Annotated in this window: 15 protein-coding genes and 1 pseudogene; 1 reads left to right on the forward strand and 15 read right to left on the reverse strand. The window is 71.8% G+C overall.

The features are described from left to right. The first annotated feature begins 55 nt into the window (after window positions 1-55). Entirely contained in the window at window positions 56-568 is a 513-nt protein-coding gene (locus tag WMF22_RS01280) for a hypothetical protein (RefSeq protein ID WP_437297305.1), read from the forward strand. A 681-nt stretch (window positions 569-1,249) separates the two neighbouring features. On the opposite strand, the gene WMF22_RS01285 is transcribed toward WMF22_RS01280, so the two are convergent. From WMF22_RS01285 to WMF22_RS01355, 15 genes and pseudogenes are all read right to left on the reverse strand, one after another. Beyond that, the gene (locus WMF22_RS01285; protein WP_438034582.1) at window positions 1,250-1,579 is read right to left on the reverse strand and encodes a type II toxin-antitoxin system RelE/ParE family toxin; all 330 of its coding nucleotides are present in this window, start codon (window positions 1,577-1,579) and stop codon (window positions 1,250-1,252) included. After that, complete coding sequence (locus tag WMF22_RS01290; RefSeq protein ID WP_437297307.1) at window positions 1,576-1,806, reverse strand: hypothetical protein; 231 nt, start codon at window positions 1,804-1,806, stop codon at window positions 1,576-1,578. The genes WMF22_RS01285 and WMF22_RS01290 overlap by 4 nt, the downstream gene beginning before the upstream one ends. A gap of 225 nt (window positions 1,807-2,031) precedes the next feature. Continuing rightward, window positions 2,032-3,303 (reverse strand): annotated as a pseudogene (gene cobJ / locus WMF22_RS01295) (precorrin-3B C(17)-methyltransferase). Then, window positions 3,296-4,432 (reverse strand): cobalt-precorrin 5A hydrolase, encoded by a 1,137-nt coding sequence (locus WMF22_RS01300; RefSeq protein ID WP_438034583.1) that lies wholly within the window; start codon window positions 4,430-4,432, stop codon window positions 3,296-3,298. The pseudogene cobJ and the gene WMF22_RS01300 overlap by 8 nt, the downstream one beginning before the upstream one ends. Then, on the reverse strand, window positions 4,429-5,229 hold the full coding sequence (gene cobI, locus WMF22_RS01305; protein ID WP_438034584.1) for a precorrin-2 C(20)-methyltransferase: 801 nt from the start codon (window positions 5,227-5,229) through the stop codon (window positions 4,429-4,431). Before cobI ends, WMF22_RS01300 begins: the two co-directional genes overlap by 4 nt. Next, the gene (gene cbiE, locus WMF22_RS01310) at window positions 5,226-6,545 is read right to left on the reverse strand and encodes a precorrin-6y C5,15-methyltransferase (decarboxylating) subunit CbiE (protein WP_438034585.1); all 1,320 of its coding nucleotides are present in this window, start codon (window positions 6,543-6,545) and stop codon (window positions 5,226-5,228) included. Before cbiE ends, cobI begins: the two co-directional genes overlap by 4 nt. Continuing rightward, a complete protein-coding gene (locus WMF22_RS01315; RefSeq protein WP_437297311.1) occupies window positions 6,542-7,270 on the reverse strand; it encodes a precorrin-8X methylmutase in 729 nt (242 codons plus the stop codon). Before WMF22_RS01315 ends, cbiE begins: the two co-directional genes overlap by 4 nt. Then, window positions 7,267-8,412: a cobalt-precorrin-5B (C(1))-methyltransferase gene (locus WMF22_RS01320; protein ID WP_438034586.1), complete on the reverse strand. Its 1,146-nt coding sequence runs from the start codon at window positions 8,410-8,412 to the stop codon at window positions 7,267-7,269. Before WMF22_RS01320 ends, WMF22_RS01315 begins: the two co-directional genes overlap by 4 nt. Window positions 8,413-8,546: 134 nt before the next feature. Further along, window positions 8,547-12,476: a phosphoribosylformylglycinamidine synthase gene (purL, locus tag WMF22_RS01325; RefSeq protein WP_438034587.1), complete on the reverse strand. Its 3,930-nt coding sequence runs from the start codon at window positions 12,474-12,476 to the stop codon at window positions 8,547-8,549. Window positions 12,477-12,576: 100 nt separating this feature from the next. Beyond that, on the reverse strand, window positions 12,577-13,314 hold the full coding sequence (locus WMF22_RS01330) for an FAD-dependent oxidoreductase (protein ID WP_438034588.1): 738 nt from the start codon (window positions 13,312-13,314) through the stop codon (window positions 12,577-12,579). Between the two features lie 68 nt (window positions 13,315-13,382). After that, complete coding sequence (locus WMF22_RS01335) at window positions 13,383-13,757, reverse strand: DUF3209 family protein (protein WP_012232878.1); 375 nt, start codon at window positions 13,755-13,757, stop codon at window positions 13,383-13,385. A gap of 134 nt (window positions 13,758-13,891) precedes the next feature. Continuing rightward, window positions 13,892-14,698: a hypothetical protein gene (locus WMF22_RS01340; RefSeq protein ID WP_438034589.1), complete on the reverse strand. Its 807-nt coding sequence runs from the start codon at window positions 14,696-14,698 to the stop codon at window positions 13,892-13,894. Further along, window positions 14,695-15,462: a hypothetical protein gene (locus WMF22_RS01345; protein ID WP_437297315.1), complete on the reverse strand. Its 768-nt coding sequence runs from the start codon at window positions 15,460-15,462 to the stop codon at window positions 14,695-14,697. Before WMF22_RS01345 ends, WMF22_RS01340 begins: the two co-directional genes overlap by 4 nt. Beyond that, window positions 15,459-16,196 carry an ABC transporter ATP-binding protein gene (locus tag WMF22_RS01350; protein WP_437297316.1) on the reverse strand — a complete coding sequence of 246 codons (738 nt, stop codon included), beginning with the start codon at window positions 16,194-16,196 and terminating at the stop codon, window positions 15,459-15,461. The genes WMF22_RS01345 and WMF22_RS01350 overlap by 4 nt, the downstream gene beginning before the upstream one ends. Then, on the reverse strand, window positions 16,193-16,903 hold the full coding sequence (locus WMF22_RS01355) for a TetR family transcriptional regulator (RefSeq protein ID WP_438034590.1): 711 nt from the start codon (window positions 16,901-16,903) through the stop codon (window positions 16,193-16,195). Before WMF22_RS01355 ends, WMF22_RS01350 begins: the two co-directional genes overlap by 4 nt. Window positions 16,904-16,982 lie beyond the last annotated feature (79 nt).

Below are 16,982 nucleotides of genomic sequence, written 5' to 3' on the forward strand. Positions count from 1 at the left end.
CTGCTCAGTCGGTCCACCCCGAGTTCTGGGGTCTTAACACGAGGATTGATCCACCATGTCCACACAAAAGCATTCTAGCATTCTGAGTACGTCAGGCCAGTCTGCCGCTCCGCTCGTCATTTACGAAAGCCAGCACCTGACCCTGTCTCTCGTTGAGCCGACATGGATTCAGTGCGAGGATCAAACCAGGCATTGGCCTTGGACGATCACCTTGTCTGCCACGTCGAGGGGTGACTACGATATCGCCCTGCGCGCGTTCACCCTCACCCTCGGGACGACCGACAACAACAACCACTACAGCGTGGGATGGGTCGTCCCCGACCAGCCGTCCAGGCCGCAAATCCTTACTATCCCACAGCAAAAAATCCTCGCCAGGCAGACCGCGGCTCTCAACGTGAGCTCCCAGGCCTGGGTGGCTTGCTCGGCTTCGAACCTGAGTGGTGTTGCCGTCACGTTCATCGCTTCCGATGTCGACACCGGGAAGGATCCCGTCTACGCTCTGACTGGAAACACGCCCATCCCCACGGTAGACGGGAAAGTCATCGGAACCAACCTCTACAGTGCCTGACGCCGCCCGTGCGGGATAGGGGGCCAAACACCGCTCCGAAGGCAACTGGCATCTTGCCCCGCTGTGCCAGTTGACATGGACGCACGGCCACGGTGCGGTCGTGGCGTCCCGTGTAGCCGAGGCGACCACGGCAGCCCAAGGCGACGGATCGACCATCGCGAGCTCCCCGGGCCCGCGACTCACCGGTTGGGCCCATGTTCGGGCCATGCCTTTCGAAGGGGCGCGATCGGTGGTCTGGGACCCCAAAACTGTGGTCAAAGTGACGGATCGCGGTGGTTCGCCACCGCGAGTTCGTCGCCGACGAGAAGCAGATCGAGCCTAGAGGCAGCGCAGCACGTTGTCGCGCACGAGCTGCCAGATGGGCTCGGGGATCCCGCCCAGCCAGCGCGCGTCCCGCTCGACCGGCGCCTCGGCGTCGTCGAGCGGGTCGTCGTGGCTATAGACGAGCCGCCACAGCCGCTCGCTCGATCATGATCTGGTGCCAGTGAAGGGGCGAGCGGCGAGAGCACGGCCGCGGGCGAACCGGAGCGCTCCGGGAGAGCCTGCCGGCACCGTCTGTCTCGGAATCGCCCAGCGCTTGTCAACGAAGGAGGCTCGGCGCGTCGCGCCTCCCTCAGGGCGAGCAGCCTCGCAACGGATGTTGATCACGAGCCGAGCCCGCTGGAGGGAGAGCTCTCCGCCTCAGCGGTTCTTCTTCACGTCCTTCGCGTGACCCAAGCTGGGCGGCTTGCCGCGCAAGCAACTCCAGACAGCGAGCACCCCGATGAGGCGCATCTCCGGCTCAACCGCGTAATATACATGGTACTGCGTACGCGACAGCAAGACACGCCGCACTCCATCCTTCGCCTTGGGGCCGTAGGGGGCTCCCATCTCCGGCTTGCGCTGCAGCATGCGGAGCGCTGCGGCGAGCTCATCGGCGAACAGCGACGGCGCCGCGGGACGGTTTTCGCGCCACCATGCATCCACCGCGCGCGCCTGCTCGGCCGATCTCCCCAGGAATCGGACCTTCACCCGCGCGCCCGCAGCTCGGCGAGCAGCACGTCGGCCTCGATACCTGCCCCTGTTCGCATCTCGGCGAGCCCCTCTTCGAGGGCCGCGTGCAGCTCTGCGCGCTCCTCGTCGTCGAGCTCGTCGCCCGGATCGGCGATGACGAGATCGAGCACCATGCCCTCCGGCAGATCCGTGGGCTCGTCCACGACGATGCGACCGTTCTGGACGCGGGCCTTGAGCGCTTGCACGTCGCGAAGCGTAGCGCCGTCATCACCTTGTTGCACCAAGGAGCAGCGGCATCCCGCCGTCGTGGCCATGGTGCGCCATGGAACAGCGGCATCCTCGACGTCACACGAGCCCGGGCGTGGGACACACCTCTTCCCGGGTGTCGCTGCGCGGCCAGCGTGCGGGTCGCCTCGAGCACCCCGACATCCAGGCGAGCTGGCTGAGCGTCCTCCCCGTGTCCGCTCGGACTACAGGCAGCGCAGCACGTTGTCGCGCACGAGCTGCCAGATGGGCTCGGGGATCCCGCCCAGCCAGCGCGCGTCCCGCTCGACCGGCGCCTCGGCGTCGTCGAGCGGGTCGTCGTGGCTGTAGACGAGCCGCCACAGCCGCTCGCTCACCGAGCCATTCCGGTCGATCACGAAGCGGTGAACGAGCTTCTTCGCGAGCTCCTCGCCCTCGACATCGAGCAAGAGCACCGGCGGCGCCACCTCGATCTCGCCCGCGTCGCGCAGCGGCTTGAGCCGGACATAAGCCCCCTTCACGAGATCGGCCTCGTCCGGCGGCTCGAACCCCGCCGCGCGGAAGTCGCACGGCGCCTTGGTGTTGCCGATGAGGTAATACGCCCCCTGGGTCTCGGCGAGGATCGCGCCGCCCAGCCTCCCTACGCGTGCCATCTAGACCTCCTCCGCGGTGCCGCCCTCGTCCGAGAGCACGAGCGAGCGCCCCGGTGTCTGGCCGGGGAGCGCGGCTCCATCCCATGTGTACTTGTTGGTATACCCGCGCGGGGTGACCATGTACCCCTCGAACATGAAGGTGTTGGTCGACCCGACGAGCACCGTCGTCAGCATCCCGATCTCGTACTCGAGGAAATGGTCGAGATCGGTGAGCACCGCGCTCTCCAGCTTGCGGTAAGCGCTCTTCACCAGCGCGACCGGCGTCGTGCCCGCGCGGTGCTGGCGGATGATCTCCTGCGCCCGCACGATCTGGCGCGTGCGCCGCCCGCTCGCGGGATTGTAAAGGCCAATGACGAAGTCGGCCGCGGCCGCGGCCTCGAGCCGCCGCTCGATGGCCGGCCACGGGGTCAGCAGGTCGGAGAGCGAGATGGCGCAGAAGTCGTGGCCGAGCGGCGCGCCGACGAGCGACGCGCACGCGTTGAGCGCCGTCATCCCGGGCACGAGGCGGAGCTCCGGCGACTCGCCGCGCTTCCAGCCGATCTCCTCCAGCACCTGGAAGACGAGCCCGGCCATGCCGTAAACGCCCGCGTCGCCCGACGAGATGATCGCCACGCGCGCGCCGTCCCGCGCCCGCTCCACCGCGGCGCGCGCCCGGCCGATCTCCTCGGTCATGCCGGTCTTGATGATCTCCTTGCCCTCGATCAGGTGCTTCACCAGCCGGATGTACGTCGTGTACCCGACGATGAGGTCCGAGGCCGCGATCGCCTCGAGGGCGGCGCGGGACGCGTGCTCCTCGGCGCCAGGGCCGATCCCGACGATCGACAGGACTCCTTTGCTGTCACCCATGGCTCTCCTCCATGCGCTTCGCGAACGGGACGCGCGCCACCGCGAGCGTCATGGACCGCCCCACGCCCTCCTCGGTGTACGCGCGCTTCGGCACGAGCAGCCTCGCGGCCCCCGCCGCCCGCAGCGCGGCCGGCTCGGCGACGCCCCGGGCGCCGACGTGCTTCTTCACCGTATCCGACGGGTTCTCGATGCCCTCGGTCGCGTCGAGCTCCTCGGGCGTGAACGTGACGAGCGGCCACCCCCGCCGCGCCGACAGCGCGAGCAGCGCCTCCTCGTCGGCCTTCTTGTCGATCGTCGCCAGCGCCTTCACCGACCTCGCCGACAGCCCGTGCTCCTCGAGCAGCCTGTCGACGCCGCGCTCCACCATGGCGAGCGGCGCGCCGCGATCGCAGCCGATGCCGAGCACGAGGCTCTTCGGCCGGTAGACGACGGCGCGCTCGACGATCCCGGGGTGCGAGCGGGCGAGATCGCGATCGCTCGCGACGAGCAGGATCTCCCACGCGCCGGGATCCACGCCGTCGAGCGACGTCGCGTAACGCACGCCAGGCGGCAGCGGCGTCGCCTCGGGCCAGAACGAGGGCTCGCCGGTCTCCTGGACGAACAGCACCGGCGCGGCGTTCACGACGGCGGCGCAGCCGCGCGTCACGTTGCGGTCGGGATCGTCAAGGGTCCATCCGAGGTCCCGGCCGAGGATGTCGACCGTCAGCGTCCCGAGCGCGTCGGACGCCGTTGTCACCACCGGCTGCGCGCCGAGCAGCCCGGCCACCTTCTCGGTGAACGCGTTGCCCCGCCCGACGTGCCCGGAGAGCACGCAGATCGAGAAGCGCGCCGTGTCGTCGACACACACGACCGCAGGATCGACCTTCTTGTTCTTGAGCAGCGGCGCGATCATGCGCACGACCGCGCCGACGCTGATCACGAAGACGTGGCAGTCGTAGGCCGTGAACGCCTCGGTGAGGAGCGGCCCCATCGGCAGCGGCAGCGGCTTCGCCCCCGCCGGCGCCCCGTCGAACAGCTTCTGCGACACGTAGAGATCCGCGCCCGGCAGCCCCTCGATGAGCTTGCGCGCGATGGAGATCCCGTGCCGCGTGATGGCGTAGATGGCGTACGGCTTGCGCTCGGCGGTCATGGGGCCTCCGGTTCGGTAAGAGCCTTGTCGAAGCCGCCCGGCGGCGAGGCCGGGGCCTCCCCGACGAGCAGCCCGCTCCGCTCCCCGCGCGTGACGACGACCATGGCGAAGCAGTCGCCCCGCTCGCCCTGGGCGGCGCGGAGGTCGCGGACGATCCGCTGCTCGGGCATCGTCGCCTTCGACACGAACACGGCCCGATCGAGGAGGCCAGCGCGCGTGAGCGCCTCGGTCACCTTCGGCATCTCCGAGCCGATCTTCATGAGGACCACGGTGTCGAAGCGCCGGAGGACGTCGGTCAGGTCGTCGACGCCGTACGTGGCGGGCAGGATGGCGATCCGCTCCTGCCCGTCGGCGAGCGCGAGCCCGCTCACGGCAGGGACCGCCGTGACCGAGGTGACGCCGGGGACGACCTCGACCTCGAGCCCGGGGAAGCGGCGGAGCGCCTCGCGGCGCACATAGACGAAGGTGCTGAAGAGCGACGGATCCCCCTCGGTGGCGAACGCCACGGTGAGGCCGCGCGAGAGCCGGTCGCCGATCTGCTCGACGGCCGCGTCCACGTAGGGGCGGACGCGATCCGGATCCTTGCTCATGGGGAAGGTGAGGAGCAGCCGCTCCTTGTCCCGCTGCTTGCCGACGACGGGCTCGAGGATCCGGTAGGCCATCGAGGCCCCGAAATCCGAGCTGCGGGGGAGCGCGAGCACGTCCGCCTCCTGCAGCACGCGCACGGCGCGCAGCGTGAGCAGGTCCGGCGCGCCGGGGCCGACGCCCACGCCGTAGAGCTTGCCGAGGCCGCTCATGACGCCTCCGAGGTGGACCGCCGCGCGCCGCCGGCCGCAGGCTGGGTCGGCGCCGCGCCCTCCACGGCTTCCTGCGCCTTCGCCGGCTTCGTCGCGGCGAAGATGTGGATCGGGTTCAGCGCCTCGTACCGCACGTAGCGCGCGAGCGGGACGCCGCGCGAGACCGAGAGCAGCGTGACCTCGGGGTCGAGCCCCCGCGCCCGCAGCGCGCGGTACGTCTCGGCGACGTTCTCCATCGTGATGGCGTTGACCACGAGCCGGCCGCCGGGGCGCAGCCGATCGAGCGCCACCGTGACGATCTCCTCCATGCTCCCCTTGCTCCCTCCGACGAACACCGCGTCCGGGTCCTCGAGCGCCGCGAGCGCCTCGGGCGCGCGGCCCGCGACGACGCGCACGTTGTCCACCCCGTGCGCGCGGACGTTGTCGCGGCAGATCTCCACGCCCTCCGGGTCGACCTCGATCGCATGGACCCGCCCGAGGGGGCAGAGCATCGCCGCCTCGATCGAGACCGACCCCGAGCCGGCGCCGACGTCCCAGACGACAGCGTCGGGGCGGATCGCCATCGAGGCGATCGAGAGCATGCGGACCTCGCGCTTCGTGATGAGGCCGTTCTTCGGCATGCGCTTCGCGAACGCGTCCTCGTGCAGGTAGGGGACGGCCGGCGGAGGGCGCCACGCGGGGTCGCTCCGCAGCAGCAGGAGCACGTTCAGCGGGCCGATGTCCTCGCAGGCGGCGAGCGCGGCGAGATCGAACGCGCGCACGCGCTCGCCGGCGCCCGCGAGGCTCTCGCAGACCCACGCCTTCCAGCCGGCGTCGCCGTGCTCGAGGAGCCGCGCCGCGAGGCGGGCCGGGCTGTTCTCCCCGTCGGTCAGCACCGCGACCTTCGAGAGGCGGCGGAGGCGCGTCGCGAACCCCTCGGGGGAGCGCCCGTGGACCGAGACGAACGCGGCGTCGTCCCAGGCGATGCCGGTGCGCGCGAACGCCCACTGGACCGAGCTCAGGCTCGGGATGATCTCGACGTGCTCGCCGCCGAGCTTCCGGACGACGAGCGCGCCGACGCCGAAGAACAGCGGGTCGCCCGAGGCGAGGATGCACACGTTCTGCTCGGCGGACAGGGCGTCCACGCGGTCGAGCGCCGCGGACAGGCCGCCCTTGAGGGCGATCTTCTCGCCGCGGAACTGGGGGAAGAACTCGAGGTGCCGCTCGCCCCCCACGAGCACCTCGGCGCGGGCGACCGCGGACGCGGCGCGGCTCGACAGGCTGGCGCACCCGTCGTCGCCGATGCCGACGACGGTGACGGCGCGGCGCGCGCTCATCGCGCCACCTTGGCCGGCTCGGCCGGGCCCGCGGATGCTGTCGGTCCTGCCGGTCCCGCCGAGTCCGCCGACAGGAGCAGCAGCGCGTGGACGATCGCGACGGCGATGGGGCTGCCACCCTTGCGGCCGCGCGCCACGATGAAGGGGAGCCCGGACTCGAGCAGGGCCTCCTTGGACTCCGCAGCCGAAACGAAGCCGACCGGCACGCCGATCACGAGCGCCGGCCGCGCGCCCTCCTCCCGGGCGAGGCGCACGACCTCGAGCAGCGCCGTCGGCGCGTTGCCGATCGCGACGATCGCGCCGTCGAGGAGCCCGAGCCGGTGCGCCTTGCGCATCGACTCGATCGCGCGGGTCGAGCCGGCCGCGGAGGCGGCCTGGATGACGTCGTCGTCCGAGATGAAGCAGTGGATCGCGCAGCCGTAGGAGGCGAGCCGCTGCTCGTTCAGGCCGACGCCGATCATCTTCACGTCGACGAGGACCGGCGCGCCGCCCCGGAGCGCCGCGATGCCCCGCGCGATCGCCTCGGGGTGGAGCCGCATGAGCGACGAGAACTCGAAGTCGGCTGTCGCGTGGATCACGCGGCGGACGACCTGCCACTCGGCCTCCGGGAAGCCGTGCGCGCCGGCCTCCTCGTCGATGATCGCGAAGCTCCTGTCCTCGATGCGCCGACCGAGCGCGGTCATCTGCCGCATGTCGTTCACCGCGCGCACCTCATCACCGCTCATGGCTCCTCCGCCTTCTCCGCTCTGTCCGCACCGATGGCACCGGCGTCGCCGGCCGGATATCGGCCGAGCAGCGCCCCGTTGAAATCGACGAGGCAGGCGTGCACCTCGAGGGCGCCGCCCGCGTGGCGCGAGGTGTGCTCGACGACGCGCCGGCAGATCCCCCCGGGCACGCCGGTGAGCCCCTCGCGCTGGCACAGCTCGAGCACGTGCCGCGCGGTGTTCGCCTGGCGGATCTCGGCGGCGATCTCCGGCCGCGCGCCGAGCTCCTCGGCGATCTGCGCGAGCAGCTCCATGCTCACCTCCGAGCCGGCGGCGTGCGTCATCATCTTGCCGTCGGCCATCTTCGAGAGCTTGCCGATCATGCCGACGATGACAGCGCGCGCGATCCGCCGCCGCGCGGCGTGGCGGACCCCGGTGCCGATGAAGTCGCCCACCTGGATGAACGCCTCCTCCGGGAGCTCCGGGTAGAGCTTCATCGCGTACGCCTCGGATTTGCCGCCGGTCGTCAGCGCGAGCGCCGCGATGCCGCGCTCCGCGGCGACGTCGATCGCCTGCACGACGCTCGCGCGGAAGGCGGCGGTCGAGTACGGCTTCACGATCCCGCTCGTCCCGAGGATGGAGATGCCTCCGATGAGCCCGAGCCGCGCGTTGATGGTCTGCTTCGCCATCTCCTCGCCCTGGGGGACGCTGAGGGTCACCGTGGCCCCGGCGAAGCCCGAGCCCTCGAGCTCCTCGAGGACCATCTCGGTGATGTTCCGGCGGGGCACGGGGTTCACGGCCGGCGCGCCGACGGGCAGCCCGAGCCCCGGCTTGGTGACGACGGCGACCCCGGCGCCGCCGCGGATCTCGACGCCCGGCTCGCGGCGGAGCTCGACCTCGGCGACGAGCTCGGCGCCGTGCGTGCAGTCGGGATCGTCGCCGGCGTCCTTGATGACGCTGCACGTGGCGCGCGGCCCGTCGCGATCGCAGCGCCTCAGCGGGAAGGTGACCTTCTGCCCGTTCGGCAGGGTGGTCTCGATGGCGTCGACCGCCGCGCCGCGCGCGAGCACGCGCGCCGCCGCCTTGGCCGCGGCGGCCGCGCACGCGCCCGTCGTGAACCCCTCGCGCTGCCCCTTCGGGTCTCTCGGCCGGAGCTCTGCCATCGCAGGTGCCGCAACGACTACAACGATTTTCGCGCGGCGTTGTGGGAGAAGCTTTCGAGGCGCGCGCCGCCCTCGGGCGGCGTGACGATTTCCCGCCCTCCTGGTCGGTCGGGGCGAAGCTCCCGGAGAGACCCTCAGCCCACGAACGCCCGCGCGCTCTCGAAGAGGCGCAGCCAGGGGCCGCGTTCCGACCACTCGGGGGGAGCCCAGCTGTGCTGCACGGCGCGGAAGACGCGCTCGGGGTGCGGCATGAGGATCGTCACACGGCCGTCGTCGGTGGTGAGGCCGGTGATGCCGTCGGGCGAGCCGTTGGGGTTGGCGGGGTAGCGCGTGGCGACCTGACCGCGGCCGTCCACCCAGCGTGCCGCCACACGCGCCGCGCGGCGATCGGCGTCGCTTTCGAAGTGGGCATAACCCTCGCCGTGGGCCACGGCCACGGGCAGGCGCGCGCCCACCAGGCCGCGCAGCAGCACCGAGGGGCTCTCCAGGATCTCGACCTGGGCGAGGCGGGCCTCGAACTGTTCGGAACGGTTCTTGACGAAGCGCGGCCAGCGCTGGGCACCGGGGATGATGTCCTTGAGGCCGGCCATCATCTGGCAGCCGTTGCAGATGCCGAGGGCGAAGGTGTTCGGTCGCCTGAAGAAGGCCGACAGCGCCTCGCGCGTCTCGCTGTGAAAGAGCGCCGAGCGGGCCCAGCCCATGCCGGCGCCGAGCACGTCGCCGTAGGAAAAGCCGCCGCAGGCGGCCAGGCCGCGGAAGCTCTCGAGCGACACGGCGCCGCTCATCAGATCGCTCATGTGCACGTCGTGGGCGGCGAAGCCGGCGCGGTGGAAGGCGGCGGCCATCTCGATCTGACCGTTGACGCCCTGCTCGCGCAAAATGGCCACCTTGGGCCGTTCGCTGGCGGCTTCGATCAGCGGACGAGCCAGCGATCGTTCGACGTCGAAGGGCAGATGCGGCGAGATGCCCGGATCCCCGGCGTCGAGCAGCGCGTCGAACTCCTCGCGGGCCTTCTCGGGGTTGTCGCGCAGCGCTCGCATGCGGTAGCTGGTCTCGGACCAGGCGCGGCGCAGGTCCACGCGCGGCTCGTCGAGCACGACCTGGCCGCCCGCGGTCACCACCAGCCGATCGTCGCTGCGGAGCTTGCCGACGACGTGCGCCGCTCCCTCGAGACCGGCGCGGGCGAAGGCCGAGATGACCTCGGGCGCGTCCTGGGCACGCACCTGCAGGAGGGCGCCCAGCTCTTCCGAGAACAAGGCTGCAGCCTGAGCGGCCGGAAGCGAGATGTCCGCCGCCAGCGCATCGAGCGACAGCTCCGCGCCGACGCGGCCGGCGAAGCTCATCTCGGCCCAGGTGACGAACAGGCCGCCGTCCGAGCGATCGTGGTAGGCGAGCACCAGCCCCCGCTGCCGCAGGCCCTGCACGGTCTCGAAGAAGGCGCGCAGATCGGCCGGCGAGTCGACGTCCGGCACGCTGTCGCCCACTTGCTCGCTGACGGTGGCGAACGCCGAGAGGCCCAGCCGATTCTTGCCGCGCCCCAGGTCGACGGCCACGAGCACGGTGTCCCCGGCGTCGGTGCGGAGCTGGGGCGTGAGCGCGCCGCGCACGTCCGGCACACGGGCGAAGGCCGAGACGATGAGCGAGATGGGAGAGACGACGCTCTTCTGGCCGCCGTCCCAGACCGTGCGCATCGACATGCTGTCCTTGCCGACGGGGATGGCGAGGCCGAGCGCCGGGCACAGCTCGAGGCCCACCGCCTTCACGGCTTCATAGAGCCTGGCGTCCTCGCCGGGGGCGCCGGCCGCTGCCATCCAGTTCGCCGACAGTTTCACGCGCTCGAGGCTCTCGATCGGAGCCGACGCCAGGTTGGTCAGCGCCTCGCCCACGGCCATGCGCGCCGAGGCCGCAGCGTCGAGCACGGCGAGCGGGGTGCGCTCGCCCATGGCCATGGCCTCGCCGCCGTAACCCGTGTAGTCGGCCAGCGTCACCGCTGCATCGGCCACGGCCACCTGCCAGGGTCCGACCATCTGATCGCGGTGCACGAGGCCGGTGATGGTGCGGTCGCCGATCGTGATGAGGAAGGATTTGTCGGCCACCGTGGGCAGCCGCAGCAGGCGGTAGACCGCCTCGCGCAGCGGCAGCTTGGCGGCGTCGAGCGCCTGTCTGGGCGAGGGCAGGCGGCGGACGTCGCGCGTCATCCTGGGCGGCTTGCCGAGCAAGACCGACAGCGGCATGTCGATCGGCTGGTCGTGGAGCTCGGCGTCGTCGAGCTCCAGATCTTTCTGCGCCGTCGCGTGGCCGACCACGGCGTAGGGGCAGCGCTCGCGCCGGCAGATCTCCTCGAAGATCGCAAGGCGCGAGCCGTCCAGCGCCAGCACGTAGCGCTCCTGCGCCTCGTTGCACCAGATCTCGAGCGGCGACATGCCGGGCTCGACCGAGGGCACCCGGCGCAGCTCGAAGCGCCCTCCCACGCCCGCGTCGTGCACCAGCTCGGGCAAGGCGTTCGACAGGCCGCCCGCGCCCACGTCGTGGATGCTGAGGATGGGCGAACCGGCGCCCAGGGCGTTGCAGCGATCGATGACCTCCTGGCAGCGCCGCTGCATCTCCGGGTTGTCCCGCTGCACCGAGGCGAAATCCAGATCGGCGGACGACGAGCCCGAGGCCATCGACGACGCCGCGCCGCCGCCCAGGCCGATCAACATGGCCGGCCCGCCGAGCACGACGATGGGCGCCCCGGCCGGGAAGGTCTTCTTCAGCGCCAGCTCGGGCCGCACATTGCCGAGCCCGCCCGCCAGCATGATGGGCTTGTGATAGCCGCGCACGCTGGAGGCCGAGCTGCCGTCGCCCGGCACCTTCTGCTCGAAGGTCCGGAAGTAGCCGGCCAGGGCAGGGCGCCCGAACTCGTTGTTGAAGGCGGCGCCGCCGAGCGGCCCGTCGATCATGATGTCGAGCGCCGAGACGATGCGATCGGGCTTGCCGATCGGCTCGGCTTCCCACGGCTGCTCGAAGCCGGGAATGCGCAGGTTCGACACCGAAAAACCGGTGAGCCCGGCCTTCGGCTTCGCGCCTCGCCCCGTGGCGCCCTCGTCACGGATCTCGCCGCCGCTGCCCGTCGAAGCGCCGGGATGCGGCGAGATGGCCGTGGGATGGTTGTGGGTCTCCACCTTCATCAGCACGTGCGCCGGCTCGCGCCGCGCCTCGTACAGCGCGCCGGCCCCCGGCTGTGGAAAGAAGCGCTCGGCGTCGAGCCCTTCCATGACCGCCGCGTTGTCGCTGTACGCCGACAGGACGTGGTGCGGCGTCACCGCGAAGGTGTTCTGGATCATCTTGAACAGCGAGAGCCCCTGCGCCTCGCCGTCGATCACCCAGTCGGCCTTGAAGATCTTGTGCCGGCAGTGCTCGCTGTTGGCCTGCGCGAACATCATCAGCTCGACGTCGCTCGGATCCCGCCCCAGCTCCGTGAACGCGGCCAGCAGGTAGTCGATCTCGTCCTCGGCCAGGGCCAGGCCGAGCTCCTTGTTGGCGCGCGTCAGCGAGAGCCGCCCCTCGCACGACAGCGGCACGCGGGCGAGGGGACGCGGCTTTTCGTCGCGAAAGAGCGCCTGCCCGGCCGCCAGATCGAAGGCCACCGACTCGGTCATCCGATCGTGCAGCGCCTCCGCCGCGCGCGTCAGCTCCTCGCCGGTCAGCGGCCGCGACGCCCGCACGTGGTAGGCGATGCCCCGCTCGATCCGCTGCACCGCCGCGAGCCCCGCCGCCCAGGCGATGTCGGTCGCCTTCGAGCTCCAGGGCGAGAGCGTGCCGAAGCGCGGCACCACCAGCACGAGCTGACCTTCGTCCTCGCCCGTCCCGCCCCCGCCGTGCGCCAGCGCGTCGTCGTCCAGGAGACGCGACAGCACGTGCTCGCCGCGCTCGTCGAGCGAGGCCCGCGAGTGCACGAAGTAGATCCAGCGGCTCCCCAGCCCGACCACCTCGGGCACCCGCTGCTTCAGCTCGGTCAGGCGCTTGTCGGTACGAAACGGAGAGAGAGCGCGCGCGCCGCGGACGTGTCGGAAGGCAGCCATGGCGGCCATTTGGCCCATGGGGGCAGCCGGTTCAACCGAAACGGGCAGCCACGGGGCTGGGGCCCGGTGTCCCCGCCACCCCTCGCAAGATCCCGAACGATTACAAGGACTTCTTCGCAGGGTTGTTGAAGAAGCTCTCCAGGAGCACGCTCCCCTCCGGCGCGCCGAGCGAGGCGAGCAGGTCGCGGAGCGGGTAGAGGACCGCGCCGTCGCCCGCGCAGAGCACGGCGTCGTGGGGCCCTGCCGCGAGCTCTCGCTCCACGAGGGCGCACGCGCGCGCCGGCCGCTCGGGGTGGCCGATCGGGGGGAGATCGCGGGCGACCGCGAGGCGGACGGCGGCGGGGAGGCGCTCGCGGACGAACGGCTCGGAGGCGAAGGTCTCGCCCGGCTCGACGAGCCAGAGCAGGTCGAGCTGCGCCGCGCCGGCGGCGGCCGCGCTCCGGGCGATCCCGAGGGCGGCGGTGATGCCGGTGTCGGTGGCGATCACGAGCGCGCGGCCGGAGAAGCCCGCCGCGAGCCGCAGCTTGCCCCAGGGGCCGCTCCACTCGAGCTCGGCGCCGACCGCGATGTCGTTGAGCACGTTCGAGCCCGGCCCGGCCCCGACGCGCTTCACCGCGATCTCGACAGCGCGCTGCTCGGCGTCGCTGGAGAGCAGCGAGTAGGCGCGCTTCGCGAGCCTGCCGCCGGGCAGGGTGACGCCGGTGTTGATGATCACGTACTGCCCGCCGGCGAAGCCGATCTCCGCGCCGTCGACGCGCTCGAGCCGGAGCAGCCGGGCGGCGTCGCCGAGCGGCGTTGCGTGGGCGATCCTGATCTTCGGGTTGCCTTGTGTTGCCATGACGTCACTCCTGCGTTCGCGCGGTCGCAATCACGCGCCCATGGTCGCTCCGGTGAGCGGCGGGCGCTTCACTCCGCCGGGTAGATCTCGTGCACGAAGTCGTGCATCTCCTCGAGCTCCCGGTAGAGCCGGCCGAGCCCGTCGACCTGGGCGCGCAGATCGAGCTCGACCTGCTTCGTGAGGATGAGGAGCGAGCGCAGGTAAGGCAGCTTCGGGTCGCCGGCGGGGGTCTTCGCGACCTTCTCCTGGAGCTCCACGAGCGACCCCTCGAAGAGGCGCGAGAGGTTCTTCAGGTCCCCGGCGCGCAGCATCGCCGAGACCGGCCCGGGCTCGGCGGCCGCGGCGCCGAGCTCGGCGAGCTCGTGCGTGCGCTCGGCGGGATCATCGATGCCCAGGATGTTCATGAGCCCAAGGCGGAGCGCGGCGATCTCGTGACATGCCATATCGGTTCCCTTCTATCGGGCCCTCCTACCAGCTAGGAGAGAGGGCGGAAAGGCGAAGGCGGGGGGAGAAGAGACGCGCGCGCCGCCGCGTGAGAGCGAGCGAGGCGCGCCCGACCCCGCGGCGCACGCCGGGCTCAGAGCGCGTCGGTGCGCTCGAGGAGCACGCCCGAGGCGGCGATGGAGACCGCGGCGAGCGGGACGGCGATCGCCAGCGCGACCGGGCCGAGCCAGGCCGAGGTCGCGTCGCTCCAGAGCAGCGACGCGAGCACCGCCGCCTCCCTGAGCCCCGCGTGCGCCTCGAACGCGTCGGGCCGGTAGATGAACGCCGCCGTGGGCATCAGCGGCGCGATCCACGCGCCCGACGCGACCAGGAGCGCGTGGAAGCCGTCTCGCATCCGCACGAGGAGCGGCAGGAGCGCCGAGAGCAGCGCCATCGAGAGCGCGACGAGGAAGAGGCCGGCCCCGAGCGCGCCCGCCGCGCTGATCATGTCGCTCGCGCCGATGTGCGGCGCGACGGCGAGCGCCGTAGCGGCCGCGACCACCACGCCCGCCCCGGCCCCGGCGAGCAGCGACGGCGCCGTGCGCGCGGCGAGGAAGACGCGGGCGCGGATCGGCTTGGCGAGCAGGAGCTCGAGGCGATGCTCCTCTCGCGCCGTGACCGTCGCGTCGACGAGGCCCGCCAGGGCGACGAAGTACGCGACGAAGTAGGTGGCGAGGAGATCGTTGATGAGGAGCACGGCGGCCATCCCCTCGATCGCGAAGGCCTGCTCGAGGAAGCGGATGACCTGCGCCGGCAGGCGCACGATCAGCGCGTGGCTGCCGAGCACCACGAGCACGCCGGCGGCCGACGCGACGAGCGAGGTGCGGCGCGGGGCGCGGCGCGCCTCGAGCGCGAAGTAGCCGCGGAGCGAGCCCGCGGCGGGGGCGGTCGTCGAGGTCATGCTTCCATCCTCCGGACGCCCGCGGCGCCGACCGCGATGGTGAGGGCGGTGAGCGCGGCGAGCGCGAGCATCGGGGGGCCGAGCACGGCGGGGCCGAGGTGGTCGAGGCTCCCGAGGCCGAGCGCGCCGAGGGCGATCGGGTTGGCGAGGGAGAGGCTCCGCCAGGCGGGCTGATAGAAGCCGATGAGCGAGAGGCCCACGAGGCCCCCGAGCGTGGCGAACCCGATCAGCGCCGAGGCGCCGCGGTGCCTCACCCACGCGGCGATCGCGGCGCAGAGCGCGGTCGCGAAGAGCGCCGCGAAGGCGTGGAGCGACATCGCGCCGAGGAAGGGGCCGGGGCGGAAGCCGGGGACACGCGCATTGAAGTAGGCGGCGCCGGCGAGCTGGGTCGCGACGTGCAGGGTCACCATCACCGCGCACGCGCTGAGCGCGCGGAGCACGAAGTAGCGGGGGATCGAGAGCGGCTTGCTGGCGAGGAGCGGCAGCACGCCGGTGTCGCGCTCGCGGAGCACGACGCCGCTGGCGAGCACCACGGGGATGAACGCGATCACCTTGTTCATCGTCAGGTCGATCCACACGTACATGAAGACCTGGAACGGCGCGGCGTCGCCGAACCACGCGGCGATCGCGGCGCGCACGTGATCGGGCGGGCGCGCGAGCACGACGGGGATCGCGACCAGCGCGTAGACGAGCATCGCGACGCAGAGCCAGGTCTTTCGCTCGCGGAGCGTCGTGAGGTAGTCGAGCCAGAGGAGGCGGATCACGCCGCCTCCCTGCGCACGAGCGCGAGGTAGAGGTCGTCCATGGTGCGCGCCCCGTGCGCGTCCTTGAGGCGCTCGACCTCGTCGCAGGCGACGAGGCGCGAGCGGTGCATCACCGCGACGCGCCGGCAGAGGGCCTCGACGTCGGAGAGGATGTGCGACGAGAACACGATGGTGACGCCGCGCTCGCGCGCGAGCGCGCGGAGCACCTCGAGGAGCTCGTGGCGGCCGAGGGGATCGAGCCCCGAGGTCGGCTCGTCGAGCAGGAGCACCGCAGGCTCGTTGATCAGCGCCTGGGCGATGCCGACCTTCTGGGCCATGCCGGTGGAGAAGCCGCGCAGGGGGCGGTCCGCCTCGCGCTCGAGCCCGAAGCGGCGCAGGAGGGCGCCGGCGCGCGCGGCCGCGACGTCGCCGGGCAGCGCGAACATCGCGGCGATGTAGTGGAGGAAGCCGCGCGCCGTCATGTCGGGGGGCAGCGAGTACGACGCGGGCAGGTAACCCGCGTTCCGCCGGACCTCGAGCGTCTCGTGGACGACGTCGCGCCCGAGCACGCGCGCGGTGCCCGCGGTGGGCCGGGTCAGGCCGAGGAGCATGCGCAGCGTCGTGGTCTTGCCGGCGCCGTTGTGCCCCATGAAGCCGAAGATCTCGCCTGCCGCGACGCTGAAGCTCACGCCGTCGACGGCCGTGACCTTCGCGAAGCGCTTGCCGAGCGCGTTCACCTCGATCGCCTGGTTCATCGCTTGCTCCTTGCGCGCGACGCGGTCGCGCGCTGCTCCGTGGGGATCGCCGTCGTGGAGGTCGTCTCCGTGGGGGTCGCCGCTGGACGCGCGGCCAGGCCGGCGCGAAAGATGTCCGCGATCGCGTCGAGCGTGCGCTCGCCGGCGAAGGCGCAGAACGACGTGATCAGCCCGATGTGCTGGGGCGCGAAGCGCAGCACGCCGAGGACGAAGGGGATCGCGTCGCGATCGACGTCGGGCCGGATCTCGCCGCGCGCGATGCCCTCGTCGACCCAGCCGTTGATCTGGGCGATCTGCGCCTTCGCGGCGGCGGCGCTCGCGGCGTCGTCGAGCAGGCGGAGCGCGCGGAGGTCGGGATCCTCGCGGAGGAGCTTGCCGAAGAGCGGCTCGGCCGCCTGCTGTCGGTAAGCGAAGCGAAGGGTCCCGACGAGCCGATCGAGCGGGGATTCCAGGCCGAGCACCTCGGCGGCGAAGCGCGCGCGGATCGTGGCGAACGCTTGCTCTACCACCTCGCGCAGGAGGGACTCTTTGTCGGCGAACTCGAGGTAGAGGGCGCCCTTTGCGCAGCCGGCCTCGGCGGCGACGGCGTCGAGGTTGGTTCCCTTGAAGCCGCGCTCGACGAAGTGGCGCTTGGCGGCGTCGAGGATCCTGGTGCGCCGCGCAGGGTCGCGGGGTCTGTCGGGGCGGCGGACGGGCACAGAACTCATATGACTGAACTGGACATATAAGTCAACTCGGGCGGTCCTGGCGCGGGGCGTGGGCAGGGACCACGACGGCCGAGGTGGC

The sequence above is a fragment of the Sorangium sp. So ce204 genome, assembly GCF_051526795.1.
GTDB classification, from domain to species: Bacteria; Myxococcota_A; Polyangia; order Polyangiales; family Polyangiaceae; genus Sorangium; species Sorangium cellulosum_B.